Source organism: Bordetella tumbae, from assembly GCF_054780995.1.
The window spans coordinates 130,887-145,508 of record NZ_BAAGVG010000024.1; the positions used below are offsets into that span (position 1 = coordinate 130,887).

Annotated in this window: 11 protein-coding genes; 5 read left to right on the top strand and 6 right to left on the bottom strand. The window is 58.5% G+C overall.

Annotated features, from left to right (window positions below; all coding sequences use genetic code 11):
* Positions 1 to 3 precede the first annotated feature (3 nt).
* The 3 genes from ACYVI2_RS25770 to ACYVI2_RS25780 all read left to right on the top strand — a co-directional run bounded on the left by ACYVI2_RS25770 (position 4) and on the right by ACYVI2_RS25780 (position 4,183).
* A complete protein-coding gene (locus ACYVI2_RS25770) occupies positions 4 to 1,356 on the top strand; it encodes an MmgE/PrpD family protein (RefSeq protein WP_415817493.1) in 1,353 nt (450 codons plus the stop codon).
* A gap of 163 nt (positions 1,357 to 1,519) precedes the next feature.
* Positions 1,520 to 3,127, top strand: a complete 1,608-nt coding sequence (locus ACYVI2_RS25775; RefSeq protein WP_415817491.1) for an ATP-binding protein — start codon at positions 1,520 to 1,522, stop codon at positions 3,125 to 3,127.
* Between the two features lie 111 nt (positions 3,128 to 3,238).
* The gene (locus tag ACYVI2_RS25780; RefSeq protein WP_415817488.1) at positions 3,239 to 4,183 is read left to right on the top strand and encodes a LysR family transcriptional regulator; all 945 of its coding nucleotides are present in this window, start codon (positions 3,239 to 3,241) and stop codon (positions 4,181 to 4,183) included.
* Here ACYVI2_RS25780 and ACYVI2_RS25785 read toward each other — a convergent pair.
* The 5 genes from ACYVI2_RS25785 to ACYVI2_RS25805 are packed head-to-tail and all read right to left on the bottom strand — an operon-like array spanning position 4,180 to position 10,987.
* Positions 4,180 to 5,724, bottom strand: a complete 1,545-nt coding sequence (locus ACYVI2_RS25785) for a M81 family metallopeptidase (protein WP_415817486.1) — start codon at positions 5,722 to 5,724, stop codon at positions 4,180 to 4,182. The genes ACYVI2_RS25780 and ACYVI2_RS25785 overlap by 4 nt on opposite strands.
* 18 nt (positions 5,725 to 5,742) lie before the next feature.
* Positions 5,743 to 7,335, bottom strand: coding sequence for an ABC transporter substrate-binding protein (locus ACYVI2_RS25790; RefSeq protein WP_415817484.1), 1,593 nt, complete (start codon positions 7,333 to 7,335; stop codon positions 5,743 to 5,745).
* Between the two features lie 30 nt (positions 7,336 to 7,365).
* On the bottom strand, positions 7,366 to 9,210 hold the full coding sequence (locus tag ACYVI2_RS25795) for a dipeptide ABC transporter ATP-binding protein (protein WP_415817482.1): 1,845 nt from the start codon (positions 9,208 to 9,210) through the stop codon (positions 7,366 to 7,368).
* 2 nt (positions 9,211 to 9,212) lie between these two features.
* The gene (locus ACYVI2_RS25800; protein WP_415817480.1) at positions 9,213 to 10,046 is read right to left on the bottom strand and encodes an ABC transporter permease; all 834 of its coding nucleotides are present in this window, start codon (positions 10,044 to 10,046) and stop codon (positions 9,213 to 9,215) included.
* Positions 10,046 to 10,987 carry an ABC transporter permease gene (locus ACYVI2_RS25805; RefSeq protein ID WP_415817478.1) on the bottom strand — a complete coding sequence of 314 codons (942 nt, stop codon included), beginning with the start codon at positions 10,985 to 10,987 and terminating at the stop codon, positions 10,046 to 10,048. Before ACYVI2_RS25805 ends, ACYVI2_RS25800 begins: the two co-directional genes overlap by 1 nt.
* Here ACYVI2_RS25805 and ACYVI2_RS25810 point away from each other — a divergent pair.
* Entirely contained in the window at positions 10,956 to 11,204 is a 249-nt protein-coding gene (locus ACYVI2_RS25810) for a hypothetical protein (protein WP_460490377.1), read from the top strand. The two genes, ACYVI2_RS25805 and ACYVI2_RS25810, sit on opposite strands and share 32 nt — an antisense overlap.
* Before the next feature lie 176 nt (positions 11,205 to 11,380).
* Positions 11,381 to 12,358 (top strand): Abi family protein, encoded by a 978-nt coding sequence (locus tag ACYVI2_RS25815; protein WP_415817476.1) that lies wholly within the window; start codon positions 11,381 to 11,383, stop codon positions 12,356 to 12,358.
* Between the two features lie 6 nt (positions 12,359 to 12,364).
* Here the strand turns inward: ACYVI2_RS25815 and ACYVI2_RS25820 are convergent, their stop codons facing one another.
* A complete protein-coding gene (locus ACYVI2_RS25820) occupies positions 12,365 to 14,617 on the bottom strand; it encodes a molybdopterin cofactor-binding domain-containing protein (protein ID WP_460490370.1) in 2,253 nt (750 codons plus the stop codon).
* Positions 14,618 to 14,622 lie beyond the last annotated feature (5 nt).

Sequence of the window (14,622 nt, forward strand, 5' to 3'; positions counted from 1 at the left end):
AACATGACGCTCGCCGACCGGTTGGCCCAACACTGCGCTCGCCCGATTCGCGCAGGCGATCGCAAACGTGCCAGTTTGCACCTGGTGGCGTGGACCGGTGCCGCAGCATTGGCCGCGTCAGCACCATCTGCCCAGCCATTCTGGCAGGGCTTGAAGGCCTTATCATTGCCTGACGATCCGTGGCACACGCTATTGTTCGAGGCCAGCCTGGGCAGTCTTTTCGAAATGGATGACACGCATCGTCAGGCGCTGGTGCATCCCGCCCCGGTCATCGTCCCTGTCGCGCTCGCCGTTGCCCGCCAGAACGGTGCCAGTGGCCAGGCGATTCTCGACGCAATGGTGCGCGGTTACGAAGCGATGATTCGCATGGGCATGAGTGTCGGACCCACACACTACCGTTACTGGCACAACACGTCCACATGCGGTACGGTGGGCGCCGCTGTTACCGCTGCTCATCTGCTATGCCTGAGTGCCGAGCAAACGGCACACGCTATCCGTCTTGCGCTGGTGCAGACATCCGGACTATGGCAAACGCGGCTCGATCCCTGCGATGCGAAACCATGGCACCTGTCACGCACTGCACAAACGGGGGTGCAAGCTGCCTATTTGGCTCAAGCAGGCCTTCGCGGTCCCGCCTTTGCCTTGGAGGGAAAAAAGGGATTCTTCGCCGCGACCTGCCCTGACGCGCGGCCAGAAATGTTGGCCGCAGTGCTGGATGCCGACTGGCAGATCCACGCGACCAGCTTCAAACCCTGGGCAGCCTGCCGCCATGCCCATCCGGCCATCCATGCCGCAGTCGGCTTGCGTGATACGTGGTCGTCCCAGGCCGACGCTCTACCTTGGGCCGAAGTGCAACACATAGAAATCCGGACCTATGACGATGCCATTGCATTTTGCGATCGCCCCGATCCAAGCGATGCCGCTCAGGCACGGTTCAGTTTGCAGCACGGCGTGGCCGTCGCGCTCTGTCATGGAGCCCCCTCACCGGCAGCGTTCGACGCACCTGCCATCGCAGACCCGCAGATTTTCACGTTGCGCAAGACGGTCCGTTTAGTCGCCGATGCCGAATACTGTCAACGCTACCCGCTTCACTTCGGTGCCAGGGTGACGGTGTACTGGCACAACGGCAAATGCCTGAGTCATGCGGTGCACGACACATTGGGCGATCCAGAATGCCCATTAAGTGAGACGGTGTTATTGGGCATTGCCGATAACGCATTGGCGAGCGCGGGCTGGCAGGAATCCGAGCGCCATGCACGGCTCGCACACACCTGCGCACTGACTCAAGACACAACAGGAACAGGGGTGGCCGCGCTATCCCCCTTACGGCCCAGGGATACATCGCCGAGCTCATAATCGGCGTGAACGCCCCTGCTCGCACCTCCTCTGAAAGCCTCCCCTTACGGGGGTTGTGTTGAATCTGGATTGAGGGCGAGATTGCCTTGACCTGAATAAAATACTTGCCAGAGCGAAGCATTCCGCGTAATTGCACTGGAATGCTTCGTCGCAACACTCCGGCATGATTCTTGCTGCCTACCTGGGCTATTCAGGGCGAGGGAAAAAAATGGATTTCTCGGCAAAACTTCCGACGGAAGATCTATATCGGTTATTGATCGACGCGGTCCGGGACTACGCGATCTATCTCCTGGACATCAACGGACAGATTATCAGCTGGAACACGGGCGCCGAGCGCTTCAAAGGTTACTCAGCGGACGAGATTATCGGCCAGCATTTTTCGGTTTTCTATACCGAAGAGGACCGAGCTGCCGGTATTCCGCAGCTAGCCTTGGCCACCGCGAGAACAGACGGCCGATTCGAAGCCGAGGGGTGGAGAGTCCGTAAGAATGGAACCAGATTTTGGTGCAGCGTCGTAATTGACCCCGTCTACGACGACCAAAAAAAACTTATCGGATTTGCAAAAATTACCAGGGATATTACGGAGCAAAAATCCCATAGCGAGGAACTGCAGGCCGCTCGCGACTCCATGCACCATGCGCAACGGATGGAAGCCATAGGCCGCTTAACTGGCGGTGTGGCACACGATTTCAACAACTTCCTGACTGCGATCAGATTCTCGGCAGAATTCCTGAAAAGGTCGAAGGACCTTCCAGAGCCGATGAAGCACTATGTCGATGTCATTTGGGATACGACCGAACGCGCCGCGCAATTGACCCGGCAGTTGCTGGCCTATGCAAAGAAACAACCGCTCCAGCCGCATGTATTCGACGTACGAGAGAATCTATCAGCGCTGAGGCAACTCTTTGAGGCCTCGGTCGGATCGTCAATCGCGTTGACCTATGAACTGGGCCCAGGGAATTGCACGATATTCGCCGATCCCGGTCAACTTGAATCGACGTTACTCAATCTTGTAATCAACGCACGAGATGCCATGCCGGCAGGAGGCACACTGACCATAGCTGTCCGCCATATTGAGAATATTCCTTCCTCTACTGCCGTTTCCAATAAGCCAGAAGGTCATGTTGCTCTGTCAGTGCGCGATACGGGAACAGGCATCGAGCCGGATATTCTGACACATGTCTTTGAGCCGTTTTTCTCGACAAAAAGTGCTCACGAAAACTCCGGACTCGGGCTTAGCCAAGTACAAGGTTTTGTGCGGCAATCGGGCGGCGACGTACGAGTGCAGAGCGTTCCCGGACAAGGAACGGAACTCACGTTATATCTACCTGCCGCGGAGCCTCTGCTGCGCATCGCCGGCACATCCATCGACAAAGACCTGAGTCATGCCATTGGCGCTCAAAATGACATCCTGTTGGTTGAGGACAATGTCATGGTCGGCGAGGTCGTTTTTGCCATGCTCAAGGACCTCGGCCAGCATCCGGTTTGGCAGAAAGACGCTCCGTCTGCGTTACGTGCTCTAGAAAAAAATGACGGGCAGTTCGACATCGCCATCTTGGACGTCGTATTACCGGGCATGAACGGCGTCGACCTAGCGAGACAAATTCGCACGCAGTGGCCCAGCATATACATCGCACTAGCGAGCGGATACAGCGACGTCATAACGGGACCAGAGGCCGTTGAATTCCCATTGATGCAGAAGCCGTATTCCTTGGACATGCTGAGGCAGGTGTTGCGCAAAGGCGCCACAAGACCCCATGCGGCTCCCTAAGGGGCGGCCGCCCTTGCGCCGGCTGGCCCATCGAGCCAGCACGGACGCTCTACCGGCAACTGTCAGTTAGTATAAGGACCCAATCCATTTCGACCAGCCCCGGCTCACGTCATGCTAAACACCGCCTTGCAGTATTTCTTGGGAGTCGTAGATACAGGATCATTGACCGGGGCCGCGCAAAAACTGCATGTTGCGCCATCAGCCGTCAGCCGGATGATCCGCAAACTGGAAGAAGAGCACCAGACGCTGTTGTTCGATCGTCATGCGCGCGGCATGGTGCTGACCGAGGCAGGACAACTGCTCAAAGCCTATGCGCGCCGCGCCGCTCTGGAATCCGAGCGTGCCCGCGCAGACATCCGTGAATTAAGCCAAGTCGGCCAGAAACTCATCCGAATTTCCGCCAATCAGGCGTTTGGCCGCGAATTGTTGCCCCGTGTCATCGGCAAGGCTCTGGCCATGGAACCTACCCTGCGCTTTGAACTGACTACCCTGCAGTCGTTGGAAATCAATCGCCGCGTGCGCGAGGGCGAAGACGACATCGGTGTCAGCTACAACCTGTCTCCGCCGCAAGGGGTGGATGTTCAATATGCCAGGAAAATGCCCGTATTTGCGATCATGTCGCCTGCTCATCCGCTCGCGAAACACAAAGTGCTGTCGCTACGCGAATTAAAAGATCACCCTGTGGCACTCATGGGGGCAGGCAGCACGATACGCTTCATGGTCGATCTATGCTGCATGCATGAGAATATCAAGCTCAACGTGGCCCTCACCTGTAATAACCAAGAGGGCATTCACACCAGCTGCACGGACTGGGGCGCCATTGGCTTTTCCAGCGACCTGACGGTCAGGGGGCTGACCGAACGCGGCGAGCTTATCGCCGTCCCGCTATCGAACAGCAGTTTGCACCAGCGCAACTGTCACATTCAGACCATGGCTGACCGTCACCTGCCCAGCAGCGTGGTGCGCTTTGTGGACATGTTGCGCGAGCATATCGAGGCGGCCTATGACCATCCGGCGTGGATGATGGCCGCCATCGAGACCGATACACCGCGCTAGTCGGTAACTTCTGATGCCCACTCCGGCTCGTGCCAGACAACGTCATTGTCCAACGGCCATACCGGCCGCGGCAGGCGTTTGAAGTCGACCTGTTTCAGATTGGGTGTGGTCAGCCCGGGACTATCAACGTCGTGAATACGCTCGTCAGGGAAGAACTCGTCAAACCCCGCTCGGTAGTGACCGCGGCTTTTGACAATGACGTGGCCAGCGCGAGCAATATCGACGCCATGCATCTCCAGGATCGCCGGTTCGGCCAACTGACGGCGCAGACTGCCCACCACCACCAACATCCCTGATTCAACCAACTCCAATAGACAAGTCGACCCTAACGAGAACTTGCGTCCCCGCATAATGCCGCGCCGCCCCATACCCTCGCCATCGGTCAGTTTCAGCACTCGAGCACGCGAGGTATAGCGCCGCGAATACAGGCTTTCCTCGCGATTAAATACGGCATCGAACTCCGTGCCGACACCGAGTTTCTCTGCGTCGGCCACCAACGCCGGATCCACGAACACACCGAGCACGACGTTCGGGATACGCGCCTCGTCGAAAGCCGTCAACAACCATGACGTATTGCCTCGACCGCCGCCTCCGGGGTTATCCGCAACATCGGCAAATAGCAGAGGTTTGCTGGCCTCTCGCGCCAACTCGACTGCGCGCTCGACAGAGATGGTGTTAGCCACGTAGCGCGCCCGATCCGCCCACCCCGCGCGGGCCACTTGCAACGCCGTACGACGCGCGGCTTGCAGATCACCGCGTGACGTCACTGTGATGGTGACACCGCATTTAGGCAGATCGGAAAACACAAAACCTGCGCAAACGGAAACGTGGGCGATGGGGCCTTCGCCGCGTTTCTGCGTCAAACGCGTGCCCATTGCTACCATATCCGCATAAGGCCCGCTAGACGTCAATAACGTGACCGACGGTGGTGTCAATGGTAAACGTATGAATGCCGTCTCCATGCGCGTTCCACCCAGCATCTCATGAATCAGGTCGGCCGCATCAGCTGCACGCTCTCGCTGATCGACGTGCGGATTGGTACGGTATGCCACCAATGCGTCCAGCGCGTCTACGGTTTCCTGAGACACATTGCAATGCAAATCATGCGTGGCGATGATGGGCACGTCTGGCCCCACGATGTGGCGCAACCGCTGCGCCAGAACGCCTTCGGTATCGTCTTCGCCCTCTGCCGACGAAGCACCGTGGTTCGCCACGTACACCGCGTCCACAGGCATGGCAGCCAACAGGCGGCGTTCCACCTCTGCCACAAAAGTTGCCCATACCTCGGTGCTGGCCGGGCCGCCCGGAGGCGCCCCGACCACGATCAATGGCGCTGGCGTCCAGGACCCTAGCTCGTCCATACGGGCATAGAACCCCGTCACCTCGCTAGGCAAGCGGCTCACGCCACGGGCCAGTTCGGTAATCGTCTCGCCCTCTTCCCAGCATTGGGCTCGGAAATCTTCCTCTACCGACAGGGGAGAAAAGGCGTTGGCCTCCAGGTGAAAGCCCAGAACAGCGACTTTCGGTGTTTTGCTACTCATGTGGATCTCCCTTTTGCCTCAGCCCTTGTGCACGGTGTAGAACAAAGACATTTGCGGCTGGAAGTCCTTCCATTCCTTGCGCAAGGCGCTGACGGGATAGCTCGCGCCCAGCGGAATGTACGGCACATCCTCAAATACCTGCAGCTGGATTTCGCGGCATATTTTCTTTTGTGTTTCCAGGTCCGGCGCGTTGAACCAATCCAGACGCAGCTTTTCGATGCGTTCGCTGGTCGGCCATCCGAACCAGGCTTGCTTACCATTGCCGCGCAGTGCCAGGTGACCTGCAGGGTCCAGGTTGTTCGGACCGGTATTGCCCGTGAAAGCGACGCTCCAGCCGCCTGCGGTGGGCGCATCCTGATTGTTGCGGCGCTGTACGGCAGTGCCCCAATCCATCGTCTGCAAATCGACATTGAAACCCAGGCGCTTGAACAAATCGGCCGTGACGAGCGCAGCGGCGTGCCACGTAGGAAAATCCACCGGGTCCAACAACACGACTTTTTCCCCGTTATATCCAGCAGCCTTGATCGCCTCGCGAGCCGCCTCGATGTCACGCTTGCCGGTGATCTTCTCCATGCCGGCATCGCTGTCCATCGGCGAACCAGGCACGAACACGCCGCACTTATCGCTCCAGTATTCAGGGAAATCCGCGCCATTCATGGCGGTCATATATTCCGTCTGATTCACCGCGCTGAGTACGGCACGGCGAATAGCAGGATTATTGAACGGTGCATGCAGATGATTGAAACGCATCACACCGATGGTTGGCAGGCTGCGCTTGACCAAATGAACGCTGGGATCTGCGGTCAAAATAGGCAGGAAATCGTTGTCCACCATCTCTACGCCGTCGACCTCACCCGCCTGCAATGCCGCGATAGCGGTAGCACGGTCAGGGATGATGTGCCAACGCACCTCATCTACGTGCGCGACCTTCGGCCCGGCAGTGAACTCGGGTTTACGGTCATCCGGACGCGGCACATAGCCGGCGAACTTCTCATACACCACCCGTGAACCGGACATCCATTTGTCGGCGACAAATTTGAACGGACCGCTGCCCACCATTTCCTTGACAGCCTCGGTCTCTGGCAATTGGGCCAGGCGCTCCGGCATGATGCATGCCATGTTGCCCGACTGGCGCCCAAGTGCGTTCAGAATCAATGGAAAAGGTTTCTTCAGCTTGAACTGAAGCGTCTTGTCGTCCAAGGCCGTCAACGATTCCGTCGACTGCATCAGGGATTTCCCCATCAGGTCTTTCTTGGCCCAACGCAAGATACTCGCTACCGCATCCTGCGCACGTACCGGCGAGCCATCGTGAAACACCAAACCGTCACGCAGCGTGAGTTTCCATATCAGGCCGTCGTTTTCACTGACGTGATTGGCTACCATTTGCGGGCTGGGCTGATAGTCATTATCCAGGCCGTACAAGGTGTCGAATACCAATTGTCCATGCACCTGCGTCACGGCAGCAGTCGTGAACACCGGATCCAACAACGTCAGGTCGGCTTGCGGCACCCAGCGAAACGCCAGTTTGGCAGATTGTGCGAAAGACATACCCGGCAACGCCCAGGCGGCAGCCGATGCAGATGAGGCCAGCAGAAAACTTCTACGATCCATTTTGATCTCCGGGATAAAAAGGAAAAACGTTCAGTACGCACCGCCAATCCGGTGCCGCGCAACAAAGTGGCCGTCGCCGACCTGAACCAGCGGTTGCACATCGGGCTCATCACCCACGGCTCGTACAGGACTGGGCAACTCGCTCAGTTCCAACACGCCACCACGACGAGCGCTCGGATCCGCGATGGGTACCGCCTGCATCAGCTTGCGGGTATAAGCATGTTGAGGATTCTCGAAAATCGCCTGGCGCGGGCCGATCTCGACGATCTGCCCCAGATACATCACCGCGACGCGATGACTGATCCGTTCCACTACGGCCATATCGTGGGAAATGAACAATAGGCTCACGCCCAGGTCGCGCTGCAGATCAATCAGCAAGTTCACGATTTGTGCCTGTATGGACACGTCCAGGGCAGACACGGACTCGTCGGCAATCAATACTTTGGGATCAACCGACAGCGCGCGCGCAATGCAGATGCGCTGCCGTTGGCCGCCTGAAAACTCGTGCGGCCAGCGTCTCAGCATCGATGCATCCAACCCCACGCGTTCAAATAGCTCCGCCGCTCGGCGATCTGCCTGAGCGCCACCGTAGAGACCATGGATCAGCATCGGCTCTTTGACGCAATCGCCCACCCGCATGCGGGGATTCAACGAGGCAAACGGGTCCTGGAACACGAACTGCATATTGCGACGGAGCAAACGCAGCCCTGCAGCGTCGTCCTGGTTGATCGGCCGCCCCTCAAAGGTGATCGTGCCGCGTGTGGTTTTGGCCAAACGCAGCAATGACCGGCCAGTCGAAGTCTTTCCGCACCCGGACTCCCCTACCAATGCCAGCGTCTCGCCCCCGTGCAAGTCGAAATTGACCTGTTCCACGGCATGGACGCGTTTCTTGACGCGAGCGAACACGCCGCCGCGCACGTCGAACCGGGTCACCAGATCCCGCACGCCCAGCACGACGTCCGGCTTGGCCGCCACAGCGGGCGGCGGCTCCGCTTGGCCGGTTTCCGACAGCAGAGGAAACCGCGCCGGCAAGGTCGTGCCGCGCATCGCACCTAGTCGTGGCACCGCCGCCATCAACGCTTTCGTATACGGATGGCTGGGCGCTTTGAACAGTCCATGGACATCGTTGTTTTCGACCACATCACCTTTACGCATCACCATCACGCGGTCGGCTACCTCGGCCACCACGCCCATGTCGTGCGTAATGAAGATGACGCCCATGTCCATCTCGCGCTGCAGCTCGCGGATGAGCTGCAGGATTTGCGCCTGGATGGTGACATCCAGTGCGGTGGTCGGTTCGTCAGCGATCAACAGTGTCGGTTTGCATGACAAGGCCATGGCAATCATCACGCGCTGCCGCATGCCACCGGACAGTTCATGCGGATAGCGCCCCATGATGGCACTGGCACCAGGGATGCGAACCTGATCCAGGATACGAATGGCCGCAGCGCGCGCCGTCGCGGCATCGCCGGGCTGATGCAAACGAATGGCCTCGACGATCTGTGCTCCCACCGTGAATACCGGGTTCAACGACGTCATGGGCTCCTGGAAAATCATGCCCAGATCGTTGCCTCGCATGGCCCGCATACTGTCTTCGGACGCTGCGACCAGGTCCACGGCCTCGCCAGTGGCACGATGCAGGGTCATGCGCCCGCTTTCGATACGGCCGCCGCCAAATTCCACTAGCCGCATCACCGCTAACGAGGTTACCGATTTACCCGAACCGGATTCACCTACGATAGCGAGCGTTTCGCCACGATCCACGTGCAGGTTCAGCGAATTGACCGCGCGGAAGGTCTTTTCACCCTGGCCAAAAGCGATCGACAAATTCTCGACCTCGAGCACGCGCCGGGTCTTTGAGGTATGTGCATCCATCTTCAAATCCTCTTGGCCATGCGCGGATCCACCGCGTCACGCAGTCCGTCGCCCAGCATGTTGATAGCCAGGATCGTGATCGACAGAAACAGCGCAGGGAAAGCGATCAAGTGCGGCTTGATCTGCCACAGTGCACGGCCCTCGGCCATGATGTTGCCCCACGACGGCACCGAGGGCGGTACACCGGCGCCGATAAAGGACAGGCTGGCTTCAGCCAGGATGGCTACGCCGCAGATATAGGTAGCCTGCACCATCAATGCTGCCAAGGTGTTGGGAAAAATATGGCGCAACACGATACGCAACGGGCTGGCACCAGCGGCCACTGCTGCCTCTACATAAGGTTGCTCACGCAACGACAGCACCAATCCACGCACCAGACGCACTACGCGCGGCACCTCGGCGATCGTGATGGCGATGATCACATTCTGCAACGACGCGCGCGTCAGTGCGATCAATGCAATCGCCAGCAGGATCGTAGGAATGGACATGAAGCCATCCATAATGCGCATCACCACCGCATCGACCCACCGGACGAAACCCGCAGCCAAGCCGATCGCGACCCCGATCACGGTAGACAACGCCGCCACCGAGAATCCGACGATCAACGAGATGCGCGCGCCATAGATCACGCGAGAGTACACATCGCGGCCAAGCAGATCAGTGCCGAACCAGAACTGCGCACTAGGTGCACGCGTACGATGAATAGGAGACAGCGCCGTCGGGTCCACTGTTCCTAAAAAAGGCGCAAAAATCGCGGTCAGGAACAGCAACAACAGCAGCAGACCACCGATGGCTGTCGTCGGATGCCGCTTGAAAAAACCGATAAAAGTAATCATCAGTATTTGATCCTCGGATCGAAGGCGCGATACAACAGATCGACCAACAGGTTGACCAACACGTACATAAAGCTGAAGAGCAAAATGACGCCCTGAATGATCGGGTAGTCGCGCCGCAGAATGGCATCGACCACCAGCCGGCCCAGCCCGGGAATGGAAAACACAGTCTCGGTCACCACCGTGCCGCTGATCAGCAACGCGACGCCACTGCCGATCACGGTAATGATGGGCACGGCGGCGTTCTTTAACGCATGGCGAAACAGCAGGCCGCGATTGTTTACGCCCTTTGCACGCGCGGTGCGCACGTAATCCTGGCTCAACGTTTCCAACAGCGTGGCGCGTGTGATCCGCGTAATCAGCGCGACGTACACGCTACCCAGCGCCAGAGCCGGTAATACCAAGGTATGTACGGAGGCCCAGAATCCCGTCGACAGAGGAACGTACCCCTGCACCGGGAACCATCGTAGTTGCAGACCAAAGAACCAGGCCAGCAAGTAACCCACGGCAAACGAAGGCACAGAGAAACTGAATACCGCCAGGACCATGATGGTGCGATCCTGCAGGCGGTTATGCTTCCATGCCGCCAATGCACCGATTGGAATGGCGATGATGACCGAGACGATCAAGGTCATCAGCATTAGCGAGAAAGTCGGGGCGAGCCGCTGGCTGATCATGTGGGCCACCGGTTGACCGGTGAATAACGACATGCCGAGATCGCCGTGCAACACGTTCCAGCTCCAGACACCGAAGCGTTGCAGGAACGGTTGATCCAGCCCCAACGTGGCCCGGATGCGCAGAATGTCATCGGGCGTTGCGTCTTCCCCCGCCAGCAAGGCAGCGGGGTCCCCCGGCGCCAGGTCAAGCAAGCCGAACACGAATAGCGCGACGAACAGCATGACGGGTAAGGTCATGAACAGCCGCCGCAATGTGTACGAAAGCATTGTTTCCCTTTATCTAGTCAAGCCGCGGCTCACGACCGCCGACGGCTACCCCGGATTGCCCTGCAAAACTACGCAGAACGACTTGCGCCGGATTCTAGATAGAGGGGAGCATTCAATCCATATCAATATTTCTAAAACAACGTTGCTTTTATTGGAAGGCTTGAGCAAAGCCTTAGCGTTGTTGGTTCTGCGGAAAGAAAGACGCCGCAGCGCCTAGGGAATTCCCTAGGCGCTGCGACCGCAAACCGCCCCCCCTCCGCAGTTGACTCATCACCTCGATCTAGGCGAAAATATTCCTAACGCAACCCGCCACACTTGTTGTCTTCGGACAATGTGCCTCTCCTGAGGCTAGTGCAAAAGGCGGGTTTTTCACGTCTATATCCTGTGCAACACATGATTTCTAGCCATACACGGCCACCAGATGTTGTTCAAAACAATCAAAGAGCGTTCAGCAAACCGCACCTAGATCCCAAAGAACTGTTAGCCAAACTACGTGCGCGGGGCATGGTAGTCGACGCCGGGACAGCCCTTCCCTATTTGACCCAGGTCGGCGGCTATCGCATGAAAGGATATTGGTATCAGTGGATCGATCCGCAATCGAGGAGGTTTCAACAAGGAACCTCCTTCGATAAGGTCATCGAGCGCTACGAGTTCGACAGAGAGTTGCGGCGCATCACCGGTGACGCGCTGGAGCGAATCGAGCTAATGGTGCGCGCCTCGATCTCGAACACCATGAGCAAGCACGAGGGCCCGCATTGGTTCATGAAGGACTCCCTCTTCAAAACATCTCCCTCATCTGTCGAAAGATCCGCGAAGGTTAAACAAAGACCACGCAAACGGACACTATACGAACTCGTGATTGAAGAAGTCAGCCGAATGCGGCACAAACCTTTTATTGCGCATTACTTGAAACAGTACAACGAACCTGCATTTCCACCGAGTTGGGCGATCAGTGAGTGCCTTTCGTTTGGCGCATGGTCTACTGTTTACCCGACGCTGAGCAATGTCGAATACCGCAAAGAAATCAGCCGGCAATTCAAGGTCGAAGATACTGAAGTATTTGCCTCATGGTTACATGCTTTTTCGGTGATGCGAAATACGGTTTTTCACCATGGCCGTCTACTCGGAGCACAAACCAGTGTGACACCGCGGGACTATCACAAACGACACCTTCAGTTCAAAGGCACGCAGGCACGAGCCTTCTTCGCAACAGCAACCGTTATCAATTACGTGTGCAACAGCATACGACGCGGCCCCCGATGGAAATCAGATCTAGAGGCATTGTTTTCAAGATATCCCACAATTCCTTATGACAGTGCTCTCGGATTTCCAGAGGGCTGGCCCAATGTGCTTGGCTGGCGAACTCTTTGACCTGGCTTAATCGTTCGGCCGATCGCTGGCCGCTTCCGTCCAACCTGCCATCACTTTATCCAGCGTAACCGGGAACTCACGCACGCGAACGCCCGTTGCGTTGTAGACAGCATTGGCCACCGCCGCACCCGCACCGCACACCCCCAATTCGCCCAGACCCTTGACGCCCAGCGCATTGGCGTGTTCGTCGGGCTCCTCGAGAAACACGACATCCATCTGCGCGATGTCGCCATTGACCGGCACCAGGTATTCGGCCAAATCGTGATTAACGAAATGCCCATGACGCGTATCCAACAGAGTCTGTTCCATCAATGCTGCCCCGATGCCCCACGTCATCCCTCCAAGGATCTGCGAGCGCGCCGTCTTGGCATTGAGAATACGCCCGGCACTGATCACCGACAGCATGCGGCGCATGCGGATCTCGCCAGTATCAATATCGACTTCGAGTTCGACAAAATGCGCACCGTACGAATGTTGCGAGTACGCTTTGTACGACTCACCCATAGGACCCACGCTGCCGTCGGCTTGCAGGCCACGGGGCGCTACGCGCGCCATCAGCGTGGCAAGCGATTCTGAATGAGCACCCGCGATGATCCTCCCGCCAGCAAAACGCAGCGTGGCCGCATCGGCCTCGCGGTATGGTGATCCTGCAGCCTCGGCAATCTGGCGCTTGATGGCTTGGCAGGCCGCTAACACCGCATTGCTCGTGCTGGCGGCGCCCCACGAACCGCCCGAACCGGCAGTGCGAGGATGGCGACTGTCGCCCAGTTGCACTCGTACCGCCGACATGGGAACCCCGAGGTTCTCAGCGGCGACCTGAGTGATGATCGTGTAGGTACCAGTTCCGATATCGGTCATGTCCATACTGACAGTAACCCGGCCCATCGCATCGATAGCGACGCGGGCGGTGGAGGCCCCGATGTAGTTGGGGCGGATGGCAGCCGCCATACCCATGCCGATCATTTTTCGCCCCTCGCGCACGCTGGCCGGCTTGGGATTACGATGCTTCCAGCCGAAACGCTCGGCACCGGTGCGCATGCATTCCACCAGATTGCGGGCAGAAAACGGCACACCGCGCTCGGGGTCTTGAGCGGGTTCGTTACGCACACGCAGCTCGATCGGGTCCAACGCCAAGTGCTCGGCCAGCTCGTCCATGCCGCACTCATAGGCCAGCATGCCAGGCGCCTCCCCCGGCGAGCGCATCCATTCGCCGCGATTCAGATCCACAGGCACCAGACGATGACGGGTCAGACGATTGGGGGCAGCATACAAGTGACGGGCGAAAACCGCGGTCTGTTCGCAAAACTCCTCAAAGCGAGAGGTAGCGGAATACACGTCATAGCCCATCGCCGTCAACCTGCCGTCCGGCTGCGCGCCCAGGCGCAGCTGATGCACCATGGCCGCACGATAGCCAGCGTTGGCATACATCTGTTGACGTGTCAGAGCAATTTTGACGGGACGCTGCAATACCCTCGCGGCCAGCGCCGCCAGAATGGCGTCGGCATGAGGAATCAGCTTGGCGCCAAAGCCTCCGCCTACGTAAGGGCTGATGATACGGATACGCTCAGGTGCAATGCGCAGCGTGTTGGCCAGCGTGGCACGAAAGTTATTCAGGGTCTGCGCTGACGCGTATACAGTGAGGTCATCGCCCCGCCATACCGCGATGGTAGCCTGCGGCTCCATGGGATTATGGCTTTGATACGGTGTCGCGTACGTCAGATCCAAGGCGACCGCTGCCTGCTTGAACGCGCCCTCAAAGTCTCCCACCGCGCTGTCGGGGGCCATCCCCGCATTGACACGTGGCGGCGTATAGGCCTGCCCCAAGCGTGACGTCAGTTCGACATCGGCCTTTTCCTCGTCGTAGCGCACACGTATCAGACGGGAGGCCGCCCGGGCGGCCTCGAAAGTTTCGGCCACGACGAGCGCAACCGGTTCGTCGTAATAGCGTACGCGGTCGTTGGCCAGGGCGGGCCGGGCACGTGTGAAGACATCCGGCACCTTGGGAGGCACGGCAGGGCCGAATTCCGGCTGTGCGGGCGCGTTGCGATGGGTCATGACATACAAGACACCCGGCGCGCGGCGTGCGGCGCTGTCATCAATGTCCGTGATGCGCCCCTTGGCGATGGACGCCCCCAGGATGTAGCCATGGGCAGCCTGCCCGGCTTCGGTGTGTTCGTATGCATAGGTAGCCCGGCCTGTGACTTTCAACCGACCATCAATGCGGTCGACGGGCTGGCCGATGAGGCTCTGAGTTTGCATGGATG

What these genes read in the sequence shown, in the direction of transcription:
- ACYVI2_RS25820 (WP_460490370.1), bottom strand. Translation starts at nt 14,617, where the DNA reads ATGCAAACTCAGAGCCTCATCGGCCAGCCCGTCGACCGCATTGATGGT.
- ACYVI2_RS25800 (WP_415817480.1), bottom strand. Translation starts at nt 10,046, where the DNA reads ATGATTACTTTTATCGGTTTTTTCAAGCGGCATCCGACGACAGCCATC.
- ACYVI2_RS25775 (WP_415817491.1), top strand. Translation starts at nt 1,520, where the DNA reads ATGATTCTTGCTGCCTACCTGGGCTATTCAGGGCGAGGGAAAAAAATG.
- ACYVI2_RS25805 (WP_415817478.1), bottom strand. Translation starts at nt 10,987, where the DNA reads ATGCTTTCGTACACATTGCGGCGGCTGTTCATGACCTTACCCGTCATG.
- ACYVI2_RS25770 (WP_415817493.1), top strand. Translation starts at nt 4, where the DNA reads ATGACGCTCGCCGACCGGTTGGCCCAACACTGCGCTCGCCCGATTCGC.
- ACYVI2_RS25785 (WP_415817486.1), bottom strand. Translation starts at nt 5,724, where the DNA reads ATGAGTAGCAAAACACCGAAAGTCGCTGTTCTGGGCTTTCACCTGGAG.
- ACYVI2_RS25815 (WP_415817476.1), top strand. Translation starts at nt 11,381, where the DNA reads ATGATTTCTAGCCATACACGGCCACCAGATGTTGTTCAAAACAATCAA.
- ACYVI2_RS25795 (WP_415817482.1), bottom strand. Translation starts at nt 9,210, where the DNA reads ATGGATGCACATACCTCAAAGACCCGGCGCGTGCTCGAGGTCGAGAAT.
- ACYVI2_RS25780 (WP_415817488.1), top strand. Translation starts at nt 3,239, where the DNA reads ATGCTAAACACCGCCTTGCAGTATTTCTTGGGAGTCGTAGATACAGGA.
- ACYVI2_RS25810 (WP_460490377.1), top strand. Translation starts at nt 10,956, where the DNA reads ATGAACAGCCGCCGCAATGTGTACGAAAGCATTGTTTCCCTTTATCTA.
- ACYVI2_RS25790 (WP_415817484.1), bottom strand. Translation starts at nt 7,335, where the DNA reads ATGGATCGTAGAAGTTTTCTGCTGGCCTCATCTGCATCGGCTGCCGCC.